Source organism: Bacillus sp. FSL K6-3200 (genome assembly GCF_038630485.1).
In the GTDB taxonomy this organism is placed as follows: Bacteria; Bacillota; Bacilli; order Bacillales; family Bacillaceae; genus Bacillus; species Bacillus safensis.
In genome coordinates this window covers 2,156,075-2,171,452 of record NZ_CP152032.1, presented here as the reverse complement: position 1 = coordinate 2,171,452, position 15,378 = coordinate 2,156,075, and the positions used below count along the sequence as shown (strand labels likewise).

The window sequence follows — 15,378 nt, the reverse complement described above, 5'->3', positions numbered from 1 at the left end:
TTTACAAAAGAAGGACAGACGCTTAGAATAAAATAAAAGTTTCCCTAAGGAAACAAATTAGCGTTAGAGAATCATTTCATCCTTTAGTCAAAATTATTTAATTTATGCATATATCTTTAGGAAGTGCAATGATGATTGAAAGGGGCCGCAAGAGATGTCAAAAGCTTTAACAATCGACCGTCTTCATGTCTCATATCACGGACAGGATGCATTAGAGAACGTCTCTCTTTCCATACAGGAGGGGACAATGACAGGAATCATCGGTCCAAATGGTGCTGGTAAATCGACGTTACTCAAGGCATGTTTGGATTTAATTGAGAAAGACCAAGGGGATATTCGTTTTTTTGAACAGCCCTTTAAACAAGTCAGAAAACAGATCGCCTATGTACCGCAGAGAAATGATTTAGATTGGACGTTTCCGATTCATGTACTGGATACCGTACTACTTGGAACATATCCGAAGCTCGGACTAATCAAACGTCCCAAAAAAGAAGACCGGGCATATGCGTACCACTGTTTAGAAAAAGTCGGGATGCAGGACTTTGCTAAAAGACAAATCGGTGAGTTATCCGGCGGGCAGCAGCAGCGTGTCTTCCTTGCAAGGGCACTAGCGCAAAACGCACAGCTCTTCTGTTTGGATGAACCATTTGTCGGGATTGATATGGCAAGTGAAGAAACGATGGTTCGCATTTTGAAGGAATTACGAGATGAAGGGAAAACCATTTTGGTTGTCCATCATGATTTGAGTAAGGCAGATGATTATTTCAGCCATCTTGTTCTGTTAAATAAAAAACTCATCAAAGCAGGGCCTGTACACGACATCCTTCGCCCAGAGATCATGCTGGAAGCATATGAAACACAGCTGCCATTCTTAAAATCAGCAGGAGGAGACGTGTAATGGAATTTTTAACCGGACTCTTTGAATATGCTTTTTTACAAAAAGCGCTATTTACATCTGTCATGGTAGGCATCATTTGCGGCGTTATCGGCTGCTTTATCATTTTACGCGGCATGGCACTAATGGGAGACGCCATTTCACACGCCGTACTGCCAGGTGTCGCCATCTCTTATATGCTGGGAATTAACTTTTTCTTCGGTGCCGTTTTAACTGGGGTGTTAACAGCGATTGGGATCGGTTACGTGAGTCAAAACAGCCGCATAAAAAATGATTCTGCCATCGGCATTGTCTTCACAGCCTTTTTCTCAATCGGGATCATTTTGATTACATTTTTGAAAAGTTCAAGTGATCTCTATCATATTCTATTTGGAAACGTTCTAGCGGTTCGGTCATCGGATATGTGGATTACACTTGGTATCGGCATTTTTATTTTGCTAGCCGTCATCGTTTTCTACAAGGAACTGCTCATTAGTTCATTTGATCCGGTGATTTCTTCGGTTTACGGTTTGCCGAATCGAATGATTCATTATTTTCTCATGACCTTATTGACCCTTGTGACCGTTGCATCACTGCAAACCGTTGGGATTATTCTTGTCGTTGCCATGCTGATCACGCCGGCAGCCACCGCTTATCTCTTAACGGACCGGCTATGGATCATGATTTATTTATCTGCTTTTTTCGGTGCTGTTTCTGCCGTCGTAGGTCTTGGGCTTAGTTTTACGTATAACTTGTCATCTGGTGCTTCCATCGTTCTGATCGCCACCATTTTATTCGGCAGCGCCTTTGTCTTTTCACCAAAGCAAGGAATTCTATGGAGATCATTAAAATCTAAACGAAAACGAACGCAGTTAAAAAAGGAAGCGTCTATGTAAAAGGAGGACATATATGAAGAAGGTATTTGCAATCCGTTTGACCGCAGTATTCATTGCCCTTATGGTCATCGCAGGCTGTTCTACCCAGCAAAGTAATTCCGGTAAAGATGACGGCACATTAAAAGTTGTCACGACCTACTCTATTCTTTATGACATTGTGAAGGAAGTAGGCGGGCAGCATGTCTCTATTCACAGCATTGTTCCCATTGGTACAGATCCACACGAATTTGACCCACTGCCAAAGGATGTTCAGTATACGACGGATGCAGACCTTGTTCTATATAATGGCTTGAACCTTGAAACAGGGAACGGCTGGTTTCAAAAGCTGCTTGAATCGAGCGGCAAGGATGGGGATGATGCACCTGTAGCCAAGCTGAGTAAAGGCGTCAAAGTGAAGCATTTGTCTTCAAAAGGCCTTGAAAGCCAGCAGGACCCCCACGCATGGCTGAATGTCGAGAACGGGATCCTTTATGCCCAAAATGCCCGAGATGCGCTCATTCAAGCAGACCCTGAGCATAAAGAGGATTACGAAAAAAATGCAGAAGCCTATATGAAAAAGCTTCAAGCTCTTCACGATGAAGCAAAAGACAAGTTTGATCAGCTGCCAAAAGACAAAAAGCTCCTAGTGACGAGTGAAGGAGCATTCAAGTATTTTGCAGAGGCGTATGGTCTGAAAGCCGGTTACATTTGGGAGATCAACACAGAAAGTGAAGGAACACCTGGACAAATGAAGCGCATCATTCATTTTGTTAAAGATCATCAAGTTCCTGCTCTCTTTCTTGAAACAAGTGTTGATAAACGCAGTCTTGAAAGCCTCTCTGAAGAAACTGGGGTTCCAATCAAAGGAAAAGTCTTCACTGATTCTATTGGAAAAGAAGGTGAAGATGGAGACAGCTACTATAAGATGATGAAATGGAATATAGACACCATTTACAAAGGGCTGTCATCATAAGAAAAGACAGGTGGAGTGAATCCGCCTGTCTTTTTTGTCAGCCTGTTATATTTTCTGGATGTTTTTTCGGCCAAATGACGTAGCTGATGCTAATGACAAAATCAATGGCTAGGATCATTCCCCATGTATTGACAAGCTGCATCAGCGCTTCCGTCCGTTCAGGTGCTTGGATGAGATAGGTCAAACCATATAACAGCCCCGCTCCGATGACATAAGAAATGACATGCCGCGCCCAGCCGACCATTTCATACATAGACCGCTCCTTACCGTACATTGGTTTTCCCTTTGGCTTCGGGCCTCCTGCAAATCGATAAGCAAACCGGACATCTGCCCATTTCACCATTTGATGTCCAAAGGCCAGACTTACACCGATATAAACAGCCGCAAGCCCGTGGATGACACTCGCCATAGCACCCTGTCTTAAATCCATATAAGTGGCCGCAAGAAGAATGAGATCCAAAACCGGCGTACAGACAAGAAAGAAAGCACCCCACTTTTTCTGTTTAAACACATAACGCAGCGTTAAGCCCATTAGAATAAACAGCCAAAAACCAATTTCACATGCCACAATCAATAACCCGACCAATTTCCCCACATCCTTTTTAACACAATTGTATTAAATAAAAAATAACACAACTGTGTTAAAAAAACAACAGCTATGCTAAAATCAATGTATGCCAAAAATCGTCGATCACCATAAACAAAAACAAAAGGTCGCTCAAGCTGCAATGAGAGTGATTAAACAAGAGGGATTGGAAAACGCTTCTGTACGAAAAATAGCAGTCGAAGCTGGAATTTCAGCCGGCTCTATGCGTCATTATTTTTCCACACAGCAAGAGTTATTTCTCTTCTCTATGAGTTTAATTCAGGAAAGAGTCAAGGAGCGGATTACAGGGCTTTCATTAAACGGTTCAACGGAGGAAAATGTCCTCACTTTATTGGAGCAGCTTCTTCCACTTGATGAAGAACGAAAATTTGAAATGGAGGTGTGGCAGGCTTTTACAGTCAAGGCGCTGACTGAACCAGATCTACAGCCGCTCAATGCAAAGATGTATGACGAGCTTTTCCAAACGGTCCAATATTGTTTAATGAAATTGAAAGAGGATGGGCTGCTGCTAACTGATATCGATCTTTTATTTGAAACTGAGCGGCTTTATGCGGTCATCAATGGGCTTGCATTGAATGGAATCGTGCAGCCCGAACGTATACCGCCTCAGCTCATACGCTCCGTACTGCAGATGCACCTGCAATCCATCACAAAAAAAGACATGTCTCCTTAATTGGAGAGCATGTCTTTTTTTAATCTTCCATAAAAATACGTTTTGCTTCGTAGTAAAGCACCTGCACAAATTTCTTCACATTGATGCGGGTGTGTTCTTCTCTTCCACTCGTCTCTTTGGTCAATTCACTCATTTTCTTTCGAACGATGGTGAAATCGAAAAATTTAGATGCGTAATTTTCAAACGTTGGATGGGAAAAATCGGTTAGCCCAAGTGATGCGATGTGTTTTAATGATTGGTTAATCGCACGCCTTACCCGCTGTTCGGCTGCCTTTGCTTCTCTTGCAATGTCTGCCGATGTGTAGGGATCACCTAATTTATCCTCCGTAATCCCATTGAAAATGATCTTTAAAGAAGGAAAGGAATCATGATGATCAGCATGCATCGCTAAATACTGGTCTGTAAACAGAATCATATCTAATAAATCTTTAGACCCCTTCTCACCAACAATACCAAGCTCTGCCAGCAAAAACTGACCAGCCTCTGCAAGACTTTTCCCCCGCTGCTTCGTTTTCGTCTGACCGCGCTGCTGAAATTGCATGACCGATTTGAGTGAGTGCTGAATATTTTCAATTGAATGCTCCAAATGAAGACGTTCAATCATAAGATGGAGGACACTTAAGACCTCTACACGATTGATTGGCTTTGTCACATAATACTCGACGCCAAGCGTATACGCCTGTCCGATTAATTCCTTTGTTTCAACCTGTGACAGCATCAGGTATTTCCCATGAAACTCATCCTTGATTGCTCGAATCGTTTCAAGCCCGTCCCTTTCCGGCATCAATAGATCAATACATAAGATATCAATGTGCAAATCATTTAAGTAGCTGGCTGTTAACTCTGCGCCATCTTCTGCTTCCCCGGCCACAAAGCCAAGCTCTTCATCTTCAATAAGCTGAGCCAGTGAAGAGCGAACGGCTTCATCATCATCAACAATAAAAAATCTCATCTCCCAATCCCCTCTTTTCTACTGACTTGATCTACTGGTATCGTTAATGTGAAAATCGTTTGTTTATTTGGGATACTCTTCATCTCAACACTTCCGCCAAGCTTCTCCGCTGTATCCTTTACATAGGCAAGCCCGATACCACTCGATGGATTCCCGACCTGGTCGTATTTCAAAGTGAAGCCTGGTTTAAAAATCACATGATGATTACGTTCTTTAATGCCAGGTCCGTTGTCACTGATTTGAAAAATCACCTGGTTCTCTTTCTGTGAAATAGAAAGTGACACCTCTCCATTTACAGGAATGGCCTCAACAGCGTTGGATACGATGTTATTTAACAAAGATAGAATGGTATACACGTGATAGGCGGGATGCTTCCCATCTTCATCATAATGAAAGACGATGTTTTTTTTAAGAGATTCTGCGTAATTTTCATGAATGCGTATCACAAGCCCAGCGATATGAGAAGGACTCTCATAAGCCTGGAAATTTTCCTCATGAATCAGCTTTGATAAGGCAGAAAAAATTCGCTGGTTATCCTTTTTGATTTCATGCACCTCTCCTGCAATTTGCAAGGCGGTTTTACCGAGCTTTTTCAAATCCAAAGATTCCGCACCCTTTGCATGGTGAAGGGATTGATACAATTGATAGGATGTGGCCGTAATATGCTCAGCATGTGCGAGTGTTTTATGAAAATATGTAGATTCCGTGTAAAGGTTAGACAGAAGCATCAGCAGATGTTCCCTTTCCTTTTTCATCTGACGCTCTCTCGCCTGCTCTTCATATAATCGAATCATTGTATAACAAGCCAACACGAAAAAGCTTCTGAAAATCGCCAAAACAAATAATTGAAACAGCGTCCGCACCGTTAAAATTTCATCTATGGTGCCTCGAAGTGCGATGATCTCAACAACGCTCGCGCACAGCTCCATGATGATGCCTGTCGCTCCAATCAGCCAAGGCTGATCGCGGAAACGTCTCACCTTCAATAAATAAAAGAGTGTGCCATAGACGACATAATAAAGAAGGGAAGGAAATCTTAATGAAACCGCCTCTTCCAGCGGAAGATGCCCTGTCACGGCTGTATCAATCAGCACGCGAAACGTAAAAACAGATATCCCGGCGATGATCCCGCTTGCCCATGCCGGGAATCTTTTCATTTGAAGCAGGATAAAGAAAAAGACAACGGTTCCAAAGCTGACCCGAAAGCTGTCCTCAAATGGATAAAATTTAAACTCTCCGCCGATCGGCGTTAGTAAAATGAGCAGAACAATTAAATAAGGCTCTGTATTCAGCCATTTTTTCAGTAGATTCAAACGCAGTCACATCCCTAATAATTGACGATAGTATACTATGTGAGCTTAAGAAAAACAAACAAGCGCACACCGGAACTTTGCCGGTGTGCGCTTCTCATGATGCCGCTTAATCTTCTAAACGATCTTTTTCTAAAAGTGATGCGCCAGCAATACCTGGTTTTGTCATTTCAAAAGGATTTAAGATGACATCAAGCTCTTCCTCTGTTAACACATCATTTTGCAGACAAAGCTCACGTACAGATGCGCCTGTAAGAATGGCTTCTCTTGCAATTCGTGCAGCCGCTTCATAACCAATGTGCGGGTTCACCGCCGTCATGACACCGGCACTCTTTTCTACATATTCTTTTAATCTAGATTCATCTGCTTTTAGTTCACGCAAGCAGTTGTCCACGAAGGACTCGAATACATTTTTCATCATGCTGAGAGATTGAAGCAAGTTGAACACTAACACTGGTTCCATAACATTCAGTTCAAGCTGGCCAGCCTCTGATGCAAGACAGATTGTGTGATCGTTCCCAATGACTTGGAATGCCACTTGGTTCATGACCTCAGGCATAACTGGGTTGACTTTCCCTGGCATGATGGATGAACCTGGCTGTCTCGGCGGCAAGTGCAGCTCACCAAAGCCTGCTCTTGGACCAGAAGCCATCAGACGAATATCGTTCGCCATTTTAGACATGTTCATCATACATACTTTAAGCGCAGCCGATACTTCTGTATAAGCATCTGTATTTTGCGTTGCATCGACTAAGTCTTCAGCACCAACTAACGGTAATCCGCTAATGTCAGATAGATAGCCAACCACTTGGCGAATATATTTAGGGTCCGCATTCAATCCAGTTCCAACTGCTGTTGCACCCATATTGACTTCATATAAATGCTGTCTAGACTGCTTGATACGTTTAATATCACGAGCAAGAACTTTTGCATACGCACTAAACTCTTGTCCAAGTCTGATTGGGACAGCGTCCTGAAGATGCGTGCGTCCCATTTTGATGACATGATCGAATTCCTGCGCTTTTTCAGTCATGACTTGATGCATGTTTTCCATCGTATAAAGTAGTTTTTCAATCATATTCAATGTTGAAATATGAATCGCTGTTGGGAAAACGTCGTTTGTTGACTGCGACATGTTCACATGCGTGTTTGGACTTAGCTCACTGTAAGCGCCTTTTTCCTTTCCTAGTAGTTCAAGCGCTCTGTTTGCAATGACTTCATTGGCATTCATATTCATTGAAGTGCCGGCCCCGCCTTGAATTGGATCGACAATAAATTGATTGTTCCATTTTCCTTCGATGACCTCATCTGCGGCTTGAACGATTTTTTCTCCAAGGCCAGAGTATAGTCGCTGTGTATCCATATTTGCAAGTGCGGCTGCCTTTTTGACAATCCCTAATGCTTTGATGAGTTCCTCATGAATACGGTAGCCTGTAATTGGAAAGTTCTCCACTGCACGTAATGTTTGAATTCCATAATATGCTTGAGTGTCTACTTCCTTTTCACCTAGAAAGTCTCGTTCGATTCGAACTTGCTTGTCCTGTAGCTTCGTCATTTGAAAAGATCTCCTTTTTACGCTGCTTTTGTTTGTTGCTTTAATTCCTCAATATACTTCTTCGATTTCTCTTGATCAAATACTTTTTCCCACTTAGACATGACAATGGCTGCAAGTGAGTTCCCAAATACGTTAACTGTTGTACGAACCATGTCAAGAAGACGGTCGATCCCAACGATGAAGGCTAATCCTTCAAGCGGCAGTCCCATAGCACCAAGAGTTGTGATGACTACAACGATCGATGCACCTGGTACACCAGCCATTCCTTTAGATGTCAGCATTAAGATTAATAGTAACGTAATTTGCTCATAGATGGAAAGCGGCATGCCGTACATTTGTGCAACAAATATCGCAGCAATCGATTGATAGATGGCACTTCCATCTAAGTTAAAGGTATAGCCTGTTGGAATAACGAACGACGTGATCGCTTTCGGGCAGCCGAACTTCTCCATTTTGTCCATTAATCTAGGTAGTACAGCTTCTGAACTTGCTGTTGAGAAAGCAAGAATGATTTCTTCTTTTAATACTCTAAATAGTGTAAAGACGCTTGTTCCAGCCATTTTGGCAATAATGCCAAGTACAACAATGACGAAGAATGCCATTGTACCGTAAACGACAAGTACCAGTTTACCTAGCGGGAGAAGCGCTCCGACCCCGAATTTGATCACCGTCACACTGATGAGCGCGAATACACCAAATGGTGCAAACTTCATCACTTTATTGGTCACCCAGAACATCGCTTCGAGTATACCCTCAAAGAATCCTAATACTGGTTTTCCTTTGTCTCCTACTGCGGCAATTCCTAATCCGAATAAGACTGTAAAGAAGATGGTTGGTAATAGATCACCTTCTGCAATAGATTGGAAAACGTTTGTTGGTACAAGATGCACCAATGTTTCAGAGAAAGTCGCTTTTTCCGAAGAAGCCTTAGATGTCTCTTCATATTTAGAGATATCGCCTTTCTCCATGTTGCTCATATCAATTCCTGTACCAGGATGGAAGACGTTTGCTGCAAGCAGTCCAACTGCTAATGCAATTGTTGTCACAATCTCGAAGTAAAGAATTGTTTTTCCTCCGAGTCTTCCGATCGTTTTCATATCTCCTACACCTGCAACTGCTACAATTAATGCAGCAATAACAATTGGAAGAACGATCATTTTAATTAAATGGATGAATATATCGCCAATCGGCGTTAACACATTAATAACGGTTTCATTTTGATAAAACAGCGCTCCCACGACAACACCCAGAACAAGTGCAATGAGTATTTGAGAAGCTAACCCTAACTTTTTCATACGTGAACCCCCTTTTATTGATAACGCTTTCTTTGTTGCTTAATCGCATCTTAACGACGAACCTACAAAAAACGACAAAAAAGAACAAAAAGAAGTGAATTTTTTATGAAAAATCTTTAAAAAGGTGGGTTTTTCCACAATATTGTAAAAAAAAGACTTCGCTGTTGGCGAAGTCTTAGAATAAATAGACAACATGTTAAAGTGATTTTGTTTTCACACGTTGTCTTCTTTTCAGCGTGATAGAAAACCTTTGAAGTCTAGGAAGGACGAGCACCAGCGCGGAGCGAATAGACATTCGTGAGCACTGGCGCACAGACCTGACAAAGAATGCGAGGGTTTGTCTACACGCCGGGACTTCGCTTTTGGCGAAGTCTTAATGATTTTGCATCTGTTCACTCGGTAGAAGTTGATTTGAATAAAATTCGTCATAAATCGCATATCCAATAAGAACAAGAGCAACATAGAGCAATGCACTAACGGTCCAAACCCATTTGACATTCAGCTTCATTCTGCCACTCCCTCTCTAACTGGTTTCAATCGCTGCAATCTGAGCGCATTCAGCACAACGGAGACAGAGCTAAAGGCCATTGCCGCTCCTGCAAGCCATGGTGCAAGAAAACCAAATGCAGCGATCGGTATCCCAATACAGTTATAGGCAAGCGCCCAAAATAGATTTTGTTTAATGTTTCTCATCGTTTTTTTACTAAATTCCAGCGCATCTGCAATGGCATGGAGATCTCCTGTCATGAGCGTAATATCTGCCGCCTCCATGGCAACGTCTGTCCCTGTTCCTACCGCCATCCCAATATTCGCTGTTGCCAGGGCTGGGGCATCATTGATACCGTCTCCGACCATGGCGACTTTTTTTCCTTGTTCCTGAAGTGCCGCAATGTGAGCCGCTTTTTCTTCAGGAAGCACTTCAGCAATGACATGATCAATGCCCGCCTGTTTCGCAATCGCCTCTGCTGTTAGGTTATTATCACCTGTCATCATCACAACGTGAATTCCCTGCTCTTTCAAACGAGCGATGGCTTTTGGAGAGGATGATTTGATCGTATCTGCCACTGCTACAATGCCGGCGACTTCGCCGTCAATCGCAACGAGCATAGCCGTTTTTCCTTGTTCCTCCAGCGTTGTGACAGATGCTTCAACTTGATCATATTGGATATGATGTTTCTGTAATAGCTTCCGTGTGCCAATGAAAAGCTTGTGCCCAGCGGCTATTGCTTCAATTCCATGACCTGGATCTGCTTGGAAGGCTTCAATCTCGACCGCTTCAAGACCTTGTTCCTTCATACCGTCTGTGATCGCTCGGGCAAGCGGGTGTTCCGACTGCTGTTCTGCCGAACCTGCTAGCTGCAGCAGCGTATCTTCTGTCCAATCGGCATATGCCAGCACATCTGTCAGACTAGGCTCTCCTTTTGTCACAGTCCCTGTTTTATCTAACACGACCGTATCGAGTGATTGAGTCACTTCTAAATGCTCTCCGCCTTTAAACAGAATACCTGATTCAGCCGCACGGCCGCTGCCAGCCATAATAGAGGTCGGTGTGGCAAGACCGAGCGCACACGGACATGCGATGACAATGACGGCTATAAAGGTTTCAAGTGCTGACGTCACATTTCCTGGGTCAACAAAGAAAAACCATATGAGGAATGTGAGCACAGCAATTCCTACAACAATGGGAACAAATATCCCTGATATTTGATCTGCCATCCTTTGAATCGGTGCCTTTGAGCCCTGTGCTTGCTCTACGACTCGGATAATCTGTGAAAGAGCGGTCTCTTTTCCGACTTTAGTCGCTTTTATTTTGATAAATCCATTTTTATTGATCGTTGCCCCGATGACCATATCTCCTGCTGTTTTATCAACAGGCAGACTTTCTCCTGTAATCATAGACTCATCTATTGCGGTTGTCCCCTCTATGATCTCTCCATCTACCGGCACTTTTTCCCCCGGTTTGACAAACACAAGATCATTCACTTTCACGTCAGAAATAGGCACAGTCATCTGTCTGCCATCTCGCTCGATAACCGCTTCTTTCGCCTGTAAGCCCATCAGCTTTTGAATCGCTTCTGATGATCTTCCTTTTGCTCTTGCTTCCATTAATTTTCCGAGCACGATCAACGTAATAAGAACAGCACTTGTTTCATAGTAGAGGGCTGCCTCATGTGTGCCTTGAACCGCTGACTGAATGCTTTCATATAAACTATAGAAAAACGCGGCAGATGTCCCAAGAGCGACGAGAACATCCATATTGGCACTTTTATTTCTTAAAGCCTTATACGCACCTACATAAAAGGGCCAGCCGACAATGAACTGTACAGGCGCTGCTAACGCCAGCTGTACCCATGGATTCATGAACGCTTCTGGCAGCCAAATAAAGGACGTGAAAGAAAAATGGCTGACCATTGCCCAAAGAAGCGGCAGTGACAAAATCATCGAGAATAAAAAGCGTGCCGTTTGCTTCTCTATTGCTGCTTGACGATGATCTTTCTTTCCTTCCTCTGCTTGATCTGCAGCTGGTTCAATTAAAGAATATCCAATAGACTGCACCGCATCTTTTATGTCATTTGTAGACGTTTGGCCCGGATGATATGTGACCTGAAGTGTCTCAAGCGCAAAATTTACAGATCCGTTATCAACACCGTCCATTCGGTTAATTTTTTTCTCGATTCGGTTTGCACAAGCCGCACACGTCATTCCCTCTATATCAAATTCTGCTTGCTCCATCACCACATCATAGCCAAGAGATTGAACTTTTCGTTTCAAATCATCTTGGGTTAGCTTCTCTGTTTCATAGACGATATGGGAAGTTTCAAGCGCCAAATTCACACTGGCATCCTCCACACCTTCCAGCCTGTTCAATCCCTTTTCGATGCGCCCTGCACAAGCCGCACAGGTCATCCCCGTAATTTGAAAGTCAATTTCTTTTTTCATTGATCTCACCTCTCCACATACTCCATGGGGGTATTATATTTTGAAAAAAATACGTGCTGTTTTGCAGCACGTATGTTCATTTATACGACATCATATCCCTGTTCTTCAATTACATCAGAGATACGGTGCAACGTGACTTGATCTGGGTGAAATGAAACTTCCACCTCTCCTTTGTCTAAATGGACTTTCACAGATTCAACACCTGCTAGTTCTCCTACATTTCCTTCGACTGCTTTCACGCAATGTCCGCAAGACATGCCCTGCACTTGAAGTGTTGCTTGTTCCACTTCTCATCGCCTCCATCAATCATTTTCTACAATTTACTATACCCTAGTAGGGTATCAATGTAAACATAAATGCTACGATTTTGTTAGTTTCGTAAAGACCGTCATTAACTCTTCAATCGCTTCATCCCCATTGCCGCTCTTGATAGCATCGGCAACACAATGATGTGTATGCTTTTCCATCAAATGAAGACTGACTTTTTTCAAAGCCGCATTGACTGCGGAGATTTGATTCACAACATCTATACAGTAACGATCGTTTTCAATCATTTGCTGAATCCCGCGAACTTGTCCTTCCACTCGTTTCAAGCGATTGATCAATTGGTCCTTTTCCTTCTCGGCTCTAGGCGAAGCCATATGTCTTTCTTCATGTTCTGTCATGTGATCACCTTTTTTCCATTATGACTTGTCTTTACCTAAATTAAAGCATATCTCCACCGGAAAAGGCAAAGATATGCTGAGCACCGCATATAAAGCTGTGTTTGTCCTAGTTTGTTAATTGTTCGATATCCTGCAAAAGATTGACGGACTGCTGAAGCTGTTTCATCAATCCCTGCTGATCCTCCAGTAAGGAGGCAACATCAATATCGCCTGCTTTCAATTGCTGTAAATACGTTTGGATCTCCTCTGACAGCACTTTATTTTTTTCAATGATTTGCGCATGCAGATCTTCTGCCATTTTTGGCGCTGTGACGTCATTAAAATCTTGAATGTCTGCCTTCAATGATTCAAGCTGCTGCGTTAATTCTGTTTTCTTGGCGGCGTTTTGTACAGCTTCTTCAGCGAGCTTTGGAAATTCCTCTGTAAATTGCTGAATGTCTGTCACATAGTCATTTGCCTCAGTGACATATGTCGTTGTATCGTTGACCTGATCAAGCAAGCCGGAGCATCCGCTTAATACAAGCGTTCCGGAAAATAGACAAGCCATCACGTATTTTTTCAAGATCGATCATCCTTTCATCTGTAGGATTAAAAGCATCATTTGTTCCGCTTCTCTATCACACAGATGCAAAAAGACCTTAAAAATAGCCAGACCTTTGCCTCATGTGTGATAGGCAAAGGTCTGGCTAACATTGTTCATGCCGGAATGGCCGAGAAACAACGAATGTTTCTGTAGTGACGACCAAACCGTAAAAGCTACTCCCCTTTAGGAAACCGTTCAAATGTTATGTTTATCATATCGAATGTCAGGACAACAGTCAATTCGGAAGATCCTGCTCTTGATACAGCACATGGCCCTTACCAGTTGATGCATAAATCCGGTTCCGTCCTTGGCGTTTTGACATATACAAAGCTTGGTCCGCTTCAAATAGAAGTGTTTCTAATACACAAGGATCATTGGCTGTGTGAGCAATTCCAAAGCTCGCTGTCACTCGCACTTTTTCCTCTTCATTAGTAAAGAAACTTGCTTCAAACGAATGTCTGATTTTTTCCGCGATATGACAAGCCTCTTTAAATGACTGATGCGGCAGACAAATGGCAAACTCTTCTCCCCCATATCGTCCAAATAAATCATCCATTTGTAAATGCTCCTGACAAATAGAGACAACATGACGCAGCGCTTCATCCCCGATATGATGTCCATGTGTGTCATTGATTTGTTTAAAGAAATCAATATCAAACAGCATAATAGCGGTATCCTGCGCATCCTCTTCCAGGATCATCTGCGTTCGTTCGATGAAAGAAGAACGATTGAATATATTCGTCAAACCATCAATATACGCACGACGCTCCAGCTCTTCCTGCAGCAAACGCTGCTCTGTTACATCACTGATCACGATTTGCCTGCCCTCAATCTCTCCTCTTCTATTAAATAGCGACGAAGCAGTCAGATGATAATAATAGGACTGGTCTTTTTCCTTTTTCCACATTAAATCATATTGCGAATGATCCTGCGGAGAGCGCAGCCATTGAATAAACGCTGAATCTTTGATGATTTCTGAGAAAATATCATCGATTTTATAGCCAATTCCCTTTTTATTCTCAAGTGCCGGAATAATCGTGGCAGCAGCGGGGTTGTAATCAATGAGTGTCCGATATCGATCTAAAATTAGAACCCCTTCAGACATATGCTCAAACACACGCTCCATTGCAATGGGAGAGATTTTAAAGAGCTGGAACGACATAATCGCCCATAAATAGAGTGCGTTGGTTAAAAACATCACCACTGGGACCGGATCAATATGAAGAGGTGTAACGCCTAATAAATAAATAAAAGAAGTCATAATTGGTAATAACATTCCCACTAACAGTATCAGAATCTGCTTTAAATATTCTTTTTTAGTGACACGTAAAAACCAAAACAGCATAAAAATAGCGAGCATCGAACAGCCAAACGTATAAACGCCATGGATGATATACCAATAGCCAATCGTAAAATCAGCCAATAAAAACCCATCTACTGGATTCATCGTGATGCCTCGATAAAAGAGTGAATGTAAAGAGTTGGTGAATACCATAATGGTTGTGAGAGTTGGAATCAATAAGATGAGAAGCACGCGGCGCTTTGTGAAATATTGATGGAACCCCGTAAATTGCAGCACAATCAGCAGACTGAGCGGTGCGATAAACGGAAGACCTATGTATTGAAAACAAACCCAGAACATGATTTCTCCAGGAGTACGAGCCAATAATTCAAACGTATGCCCAAAGATATAAATCGCAGTTGCTCCAGACATGTACATAAACAATTGACAGCCAATATACCGATGGCGGTTTGCATGAGCAATGATTGATAATATCACGGACAGAATGCCAGAAACACTCATGATCACAATAAAATGTAAAACAATCGAATCCATGTAAACGCCCCAATTTCAGTTATTTAGAACTAGTCTAATCTTACTATATATGAGGACGTCAAAAATGGGAAGATGTGATTTTGAATTGATTGGAGATTTTTTGTAAAGTTTCGGGAGTTATCTGTTGGTGATCCCTTTTATTTTCACTACTTTTTGCTTAATTTGAGATAGAAGTATGTTGCGCTCGGAGAAATATCTGTACAATGTGGGGATGAATGGAGAGGAGACGCGAAAGGAAT

General features: G+C 42.5%; 15 protein-coding genes. 4 read left to right on the top strand and 11 right to left on the bottom strand.

What is annotated here, in order from left to right:
* The first annotated feature begins 154 nt into the window (after positions 1-154).
* Genes MHI60_RS10930 through MHI60_RS10920 form a run of 3 tightly spaced genes read left to right on the top strand, consistent with a single transcriptional unit; the run spans position 155 to position 2,722 of the window.
* A complete protein-coding gene (locus tag MHI60_RS10930; RefSeq protein ID WP_095409565.1) occupies positions 155-898 on the top strand; it encodes a metal ABC transporter ATP-binding protein in 744 nt (247 codons plus the stop codon).
* Positions 898-1,770 carry a metal ABC transporter permease gene (locus MHI60_RS10925; RefSeq protein ID WP_095409566.1) on the top strand — a complete coding sequence of 291 codons (873 nt, stop codon included), beginning with the start codon at positions 898-900 and terminating at the stop codon, positions 1,768-1,770. The genes MHI60_RS10930 and MHI60_RS10925 overlap by 1 nt, the downstream gene beginning before the upstream one ends.
* Positions 1,771-1,783: 13 nt before the next feature.
* Positions 1,784-2,722: a metal ABC transporter substrate-binding protein gene (locus tag MHI60_RS10920; RefSeq protein ID WP_144483510.1), complete on the top strand. Its 939-nt coding sequence runs from the start codon at positions 1,784-1,786 to the stop codon at positions 2,720-2,722.
* A gap of 37 nt (positions 2,723-2,759) precedes the next feature.
* Here the strand turns inward: MHI60_RS10920 and MHI60_RS10915 are convergent, their stop codons facing one another.
* Positions 2,760-3,308 (bottom strand): hypothetical protein, encoded by a 549-nt coding sequence (locus MHI60_RS10915; RefSeq protein WP_144483513.1) that lies wholly within the window; start codon positions 3,306-3,308, stop codon positions 2,760-2,762.
* Between the two features lie 88 nt (positions 3,309-3,396).
* On the opposite strand from MHI60_RS10915, the gene MHI60_RS10910 reads away from it, so the two are divergent.
* Positions 3,397-4,002, top strand: a complete 606-nt coding sequence (locus MHI60_RS10910) for a TetR family transcriptional regulator C-terminal domain-containing protein (protein WP_095409569.1) — start codon at positions 3,397-3,399, stop codon at positions 4,000-4,002.
* A 19-nt stretch (positions 4,003-4,021) separates the two neighbouring features.
* Here MHI60_RS10910 and MHI60_RS10905 read toward each other — a convergent pair whose 3' ends face one another.
* The 10 genes from MHI60_RS10905 to MHI60_RS10860 all read right to left on the bottom strand — a co-directional run bounded on the left by MHI60_RS10905 (position 4,022) and on the right by MHI60_RS10860 (position 15,139).
* Positions 4,022-4,954 (bottom strand): response regulator, encoded by a 933-nt coding sequence (locus MHI60_RS10905; RefSeq protein ID WP_095409570.1) that lies wholly within the window; start codon positions 4,952-4,954, stop codon positions 4,022-4,024.
* On the bottom strand, positions 4,951-6,267 hold the full coding sequence (locus tag MHI60_RS10900; protein ID WP_144472110.1) for a HAMP domain-containing sensor histidine kinase: 1,317 nt from the start codon (positions 6,265-6,267) through the stop codon (positions 4,951-4,953). Before MHI60_RS10900 ends, MHI60_RS10905 begins: the two co-directional genes overlap by 4 nt.
* A gap of 106 nt (positions 6,268-6,373) precedes the next feature.
* Complete coding sequence (aspA, locus tag MHI60_RS10895; protein WP_144472108.1) at positions 6,374-7,819, bottom strand: aspartate ammonia-lyase; 1,446 nt, start codon at positions 7,817-7,819, stop codon at positions 6,374-6,376.
* Between the two features lie 17 nt (positions 7,820-7,836).
* A complete protein-coding gene (locus tag MHI60_RS10890; protein ID WP_039181428.1) occupies positions 7,837-9,114 on the bottom strand; it encodes a cation:dicarboxylase symporter family transporter in 1,278 nt (425 codons plus the stop codon).
* Between the two features lie 373 nt (positions 9,115-9,487).
* Entirely contained in the window at positions 9,488-9,622 is a 135-nt protein-coding gene (locus MHI60_RS10885; protein ID WP_260856563.1) for a hypothetical protein, read from the bottom strand.
* A complete protein-coding gene (locus MHI60_RS10880; RefSeq protein WP_144472106.1) occupies positions 9,619-12,054 on the bottom strand; it encodes a heavy metal translocating P-type ATPase in 2,436 nt (811 codons plus the stop codon). Before MHI60_RS10880 ends, MHI60_RS10885 begins: the two co-directional genes overlap by 4 nt.
* A gap of 80 nt (positions 12,055-12,134) precedes the next feature.
* Positions 12,135-12,341: a copper chaperone CopZ gene (copZ, locus tag MHI60_RS10875; protein WP_012011271.1), complete on the bottom strand. Its 207-nt coding sequence runs from the start codon at positions 12,339-12,341 to the stop codon at positions 12,135-12,137.
* A gap of 72 nt (positions 12,342-12,413) precedes the next feature.
* The gene (locus MHI60_RS10870) at positions 12,414-12,719 is read right to left on the bottom strand and encodes a metal-sensing transcriptional repressor (RefSeq protein WP_012011272.1); all 306 of its coding nucleotides are present in this window, start codon (positions 12,717-12,719) and stop codon (positions 12,414-12,416) included.
* A gap of 106 nt (positions 12,720-12,825) precedes the next feature.
* Complete coding sequence (locus MHI60_RS10865; RefSeq protein WP_144472104.1) at positions 12,826-13,281, bottom strand: DUF6376 family protein; 456 nt, start codon at positions 13,279-13,281, stop codon at positions 12,826-12,828.
* A 256-nt stretch (positions 13,282-13,537) separates the two neighbouring features.
* A complete protein-coding gene (locus MHI60_RS10860; RefSeq protein ID WP_144483519.1) occupies positions 13,538-15,139 on the bottom strand; it encodes a histidine kinase N-terminal 7TM domain-containing protein in 1,602 nt (533 codons plus the stop codon).
* Positions 15,140-15,378 lie beyond the last annotated feature (239 nt).